Raw genomic sequence first — 4,543 nt, 5'->3', positions numbered from 1 at the left:
CCCGCCTCTCGGGTGTCTTCTGTGGTGTGGGCCCGGGCCGCCGGCGCGGGGGCCGGTTGTTTTGGTTGGTTGGGTGTTGGGGGGGGGGCCGGGGGGGGGGGGGGGCCCCCCCTCCTTTGTCACGTGTCCGCAGCTAGAAACGCTTCTGCGTGTCCGGTGCGCGGTGGGGCGGGTGGGACTCGAAGCCACGGCCGACGGATTATGAGTCCTTTCATGATCTTCCGATCAGTCCCCCGTATTGCCTCGATCTTCCTGTAGCCGCAGGTCAGAGACGTTTGGCTGCTCTGGCTCCGCCTCGGCCTTCCTGATTCTTCCGGATCCTTCCGTCCCCTGCGTGTCCCCTGGCGCGCCCCGCTCAGCGGCCGAGGTCGGCCAGCAGGTCGTCGACCACGGTCTCCTCCTCGATACGCACGCCGAGTTCGGTGAGGGCCGCGGGCAGGTCCGGGTCCCACGCGGCAGTGGTCGGCGTGCCGGTCAGGGGCGAAGCCAGTGGGGCGGCGGCGACCGCGTTGCGATACTCGGCGGCCGTGTAACGCCAGGGGTGCCACGGGATGCGGCGCAGCAGGGCTGAGGCGATACGCAGGCCGCCCCAGTCGAAGTCACCGTGGTAGCGCAACGTGCTTCCGTGGGTGTGCAGGTGACGCAGCAGAGTCAGGGCGGCGGCCGAGGGCTGGCCCTGGAGGCAGACCAGCGGCGGGCAGGCGGTGCCCAGGGCGTCGGCCGCGGAGGCCAGGACGGCCGGGTTCTCGCAGACGCGGACGACGGCCGACGCCGTGTGCGGTGGTTGCCGGGTGAGCTGCCGCAGCGTCAGGACCGCCGGTTCGCCCTCGTCCGCCAACCGGTCCAGGGCGGGGGTGCCGCGCAGGCCCAGCGTGAGGACCGTGGAGGAAAGGGCATCCTTGAGGAGCCCGGCCGACGCCCATGCCTCGCGGCGCCACTCGGCTCCGCTGCCGGCCGGGAAGCCCGTCAGAACGCGGACGCCCGACAGGACGAGGGTGGCGAGCGGGGTGCCTTCGTCGAGGGCGTGGGCGTCACCGAACGTGGCGCCTGCGAAGACGGGCAGGGACACGGCGGGAACGGCCGGCAGCCCGCGCAGGGCCTGGGCGGTGTCGCCCAGCAGGTTCTTCGCCGCCTGCGGGGTGCGGGCGAGCCGGCGTACGAGGCCGTCCGAGACGATCCTCTCCGCCCAGTCGCCCAGCTGGGGGTGGGTACGGACGAGTTCATCGAGCGGCGTGTACGCCTCCCGCCAGGCGCGCTCCTCCCGCTCGCGCACGTCGGCCAGTCGGGTGACGGGTCCGGTGAGGGCGGTGACGGCGGCACCCAGGCCGTCGGGGCTGACGCCCGAGCGGCGCAGGACGGCGTCCACGGCCTCAAGGCGAACGCTCAGCCCACGTCCTGCGCCGGGGGCGCGGCCCAGCAGCCGTTCGGCGGCGGCTCGCTGCGCGGAGGTGGGGGCGGTCAGCGTGACCGGGCCGGTGAGGGGTTCGCCCCGCGCCATACGGCGGCGTACGCGGTCGATCAGCCAGGCGAGGTCGGGCCCGCCGAGCAGCCGGGTCAGGCGGTCGCGGTCGACGGGTGCGGCGGGCTGCCGCGGGCTGCTCGAGCACCCCCCGGTGTCCTCCCGCTCGTTCGTGCCCCTCTCGCTCATGCCCACCGGGCCCGCCCGCCTTCACAGCCCATGCCGGTCGAGGATGCTCATCAGCTTGCGCCTGCGTTTCAGTTCCGCCCGCAGACCGGCGAGATGTGCGGCGAACGCGTCCTCGGTCCCCAGGGCACGATGGCACTCACGTGCACCCAGCAGCAGCCGTGCCAGGCGCTCGTAGGCGCGGTCCCCGGTCGGCTCCTTCCATCGATCGACCAGCCGCAGGTACACGCCGAGCGCCTCGGCCGGACGTGTCTGGCGCGACAGGTCGGCGAGCTGCTCCCACTGCCGGTCGTCGGCGCGGCCGGGGGCCTCCCGCCAGGCGGCGTCCAGGTCGCCGTCGTCGAGCAACGCGTCGATCAGCACGGGCCCGCCGTACCTTCCGCCGCGCTCACGACGGGCGTCCTCCTCCAGGGTGGCCAGCGCCGCCGCGCGCTCGGCCTCCCAGCACTGCGCTGTCTGAGCGGCAGCCCGCAGCTGCCGGTAGGCGGCCAGAGACCGCTCGACACGGAACCGGTCCCGCCGCACCGCGACCACGTCGTCCGCCCGCCCCGCCTTCGCGTACCGGGCGCACACATGGTCGGCCAGACGACCGTCGATGTGTGTCTCGGCGGCGCAGTCCCGCAGCCCCCGCTCCGCCCAGGCAAGTGCCTCGTCCGCGCGGCCCGCCGATTCCAGCTCCTCGGCGATGAGCAGATGGGCGGCACCGGACGGGTCGAGGTCCTGCGCGTGCAACGCGACCAGCGCGTCGACATCGCCCTCCGCCTTGACCAGACGCTCCATCAGGTACCGCTCCGCCCAGCCGGACGGCCTGCGCCTGAGCGCCTCGGCCGCCAGCTGCCGCACGCGGGCCAGTCCGCTCGGCCCCAGCACGTCGGCATAGTCGAGCGGATCCAGGGCCGTCATGTCGTTGCTGTCGTCGAGCACCGTGCCGACCAGCCACTCGGCCTGCCGATCCGGATCAGGGCGGGCGACCCCGCAGGCCTCCACATGGGCTTCGACCAACGCGGCGGCGGCCTCCCCGACCACACCGTCGGAGTCGTCGATCTCCCCGTATGCCTCCCCCAGCACCCGGATCGCCTCCTCGGCCAGACCGACCGCCTGTGCCGCCTGCCCGTCGGCGGTCAAGGCGCGCAGGGCGCCCGCCGCCTCGGCGACTTGCCGCGCATACCCGGAGGCATCCGCGTACTCGATGTACCCGTACCGGGCGAACGGCCGCGGATCGATCAGGGCGATGATCCGATCCCGGACCGTACCGAGGTCGGAACGAGCAGCGGCTGCCCGCAGCTCCAGACGCCGACGCAGTTCCCGGTCCTCGGCGATCCGCTCCCGAACCAGCACCAGGAGTTCCTGGCGTGACAGCGCCGAAAGCCACGCCTCCAAGGCGGAAGACCGCGCCCGTGCCGCGGCCCGCTGATGCGGGATCGTCTTCGCCCGCCGCAGCACGGTCATCCCGACCGCCACACAGTGCTTGCAGAAGTTGCCCTCCTGCCCGTACGGGCAGTCGCACCACCCCGAGATGCCCTCGCCGCCACCGAGAGTGAGCTCCACCGCGTAGACATCCGTACCGTGCACCACGGCGGTGACCGAGCCCTCCCCCACCTCCAGTCCGCTCACCGCGTCCAGATACCCCAGCCCCCGCTCGAAGGACCGAACCCCGGCCAGCGCCCTCAGATCGTCCTCGTCGAATCCCACCACTTTCCGCGCCACACCGGTATTCAACCGCGGAAGGCGCGGTGCCGACCGAGCTGAACGACGAGTGGGTGGAGGCCCCCGCCACATGGGACTTGACTTCGCCGGCCAACGGCCGCCTCGACCCGATCGGGACAGAAAACGGCGAGACAGGCCGCCCTGCCCACCGAGCCCACTGCATAGCCGCAAACGAGACCACCGAGTGGCTTCGCTACACCACTTCAGCGGACGCGCCGGGATCTGTGGACACGATCAAGACTCGTACTATATCTTGTACAAGTCGAGAAAGGAGGCAGCAAGCATGTCCATCACCGCCAGCGAGGCGCGTCAGAACCTGTTCCCGCTGATCGAGCAGGTCAACGAGGATCACGCTCCGGTTCACATCACTTCCCGCAAGGGGAACGCCGTGCTCATGTCCGAAGAGGACTTCAGCTCCTGGACCGAGACAGTGCACCTCCTGCGCTCCCCCAAGAACGCCCGCCGCCTGCTCGACTCAATCGCCGAGGCAGAGGCCGGCAAGGCCCAGAACCGCGCGCTGATCGACCCCGACGCGGAGCGTGCGTGAAGATCTCGTTCACGTCCCACGCCTGGGAGGACTACACCTACTGGGCCGAGAGTGACCGCAAGATGGTCAAGCGCATCAACAAGCTGATCGACGACACCATGCGCGATCCCTTCAAGGGCATCGGCAAGCCGGAGCCCCTGAAGGGTGACCTGTCGGGCTACTGGTCTCGGAGAATCGACGACACGCACCGACTCGTGTACAAGCCGACCGACGATGAGTTGATCATCGTCCAGGCTCGATACCACTACTGACTCGGTCCGAAGAACCATCACCGGCCCCAAAACGTGGGGACGCCGCCAACGGAGAGCACCCAACTGCTCGTCCCGTTCGTAGCGGTGGGCCGAGCTGGCAGCGGATTGCGGGCGCTCCAGTGCAAACACGCCGACCGCCGATATGCCCGCCCCGGAACTGCGGCGCCCCGGCGTACGGAAGAGGCAGCCCAGAGCCGAGGCTCGCTCGACGCCTTCCACCCACGGCGCCAATCAGGCGATACGACCGATTCCGGCTATGACTCGCATGTCGCCTGACCGTGCCCCCTGCGCGTCCCCTGGATCTTGGTCTGAGGGAGTGAAGGAGGGGGGGGCCCCCCGGGGGGGGGGGGGCCCGGGGGGCGGGGGGGGCCCCCAGAAAACAAAAAAGATGTC

General features: G+C 71.1%; 4 protein-coding genes. 2 read left to right on the top strand and 2 right to left on the bottom strand.

What is annotated here, in order from left to right; genetic code table 11:
- Positions 1–355: 355 nt before the first annotated feature.
- Together ACFVIU_RS23295 and ACFVIU_RS23290 are read right to left on the bottom strand one after the other, a co-directional pair.
- Entirely contained in the window at positions 356–1,648 is a 1,293-nt protein-coding gene (locus ACFVIU_RS23295; RefSeq protein WP_385844741.1) for a TIGR02679 family protein, read from the bottom strand.
- A gap of 21 nt (positions 1,649–1,669) precedes the next feature.
- Complete coding sequence (locus tag ACFVIU_RS23290) at positions 1,670–3,340, bottom strand: SWIM zinc finger domain-containing protein (RefSeq protein ID WP_385844815.1); 1,671 nt, start codon at positions 3,338–3,340, stop codon at positions 1,670–1,672.
- 295 nt (positions 3,341–3,635) lie between these two features.
- Between ACFVIU_RS23290 and ACFVIU_RS23285 the strand changes: the two genes are divergently transcribed.
- Both ACFVIU_RS23285 and ACFVIU_RS23280 read left to right on the top strand, forming a co-directional pair.
- The gene (locus ACFVIU_RS23285) at positions 3,636–3,899 is read left to right on the top strand and encodes a type II toxin-antitoxin system prevent-host-death family antitoxin (RefSeq protein ID WP_351228691.1); all 264 of its coding nucleotides are present in this window, start codon (positions 3,636–3,638) and stop codon (positions 3,897–3,899) included.
- A complete protein-coding gene (locus tag ACFVIU_RS23280) occupies positions 3,896–4,150 on the top strand; it encodes a Txe/YoeB family addiction module toxin (protein WP_385844740.1) in 255 nt (84 codons plus the stop codon). The genes ACFVIU_RS23285 and ACFVIU_RS23280 overlap by 4 nt, the downstream gene beginning before the upstream one ends.
- Positions 4,151–4,543: the final 393 nt, after the last annotated feature.

Origin of the sequence: Streptomyces sp. NPDC127190 (genome assembly GCF_042672505.1) — a bacterium.
Lineage (GTDB): Bacteria > Actinomycetota > Actinomycetes > Streptomycetales > Streptomycetaceae > Streptomyces.
The sequence above is the reverse complement of the archived record's forward strand: the minus strand, read 5'-3'. Positions and strand labels throughout refer to the sequence as shown.

What these genes read in the sequence shown, in the direction of transcription:
- ACFVIU_RS23295 (WP_385844741.1), bottom strand. Translation starts at nt 1,648, where the DNA reads ATGAGCGAGAGGGGCACGAACGAGCGGGAGGACACCGGGGGGTGCTCG.
- ACFVIU_RS23285 (WP_351228691.1), top strand. Translation starts at nt 3,636, where the DNA reads ATGTCCATCACCGCCAGCGAGGCGCGTCAGAACCTGTTCCCGCTGATC.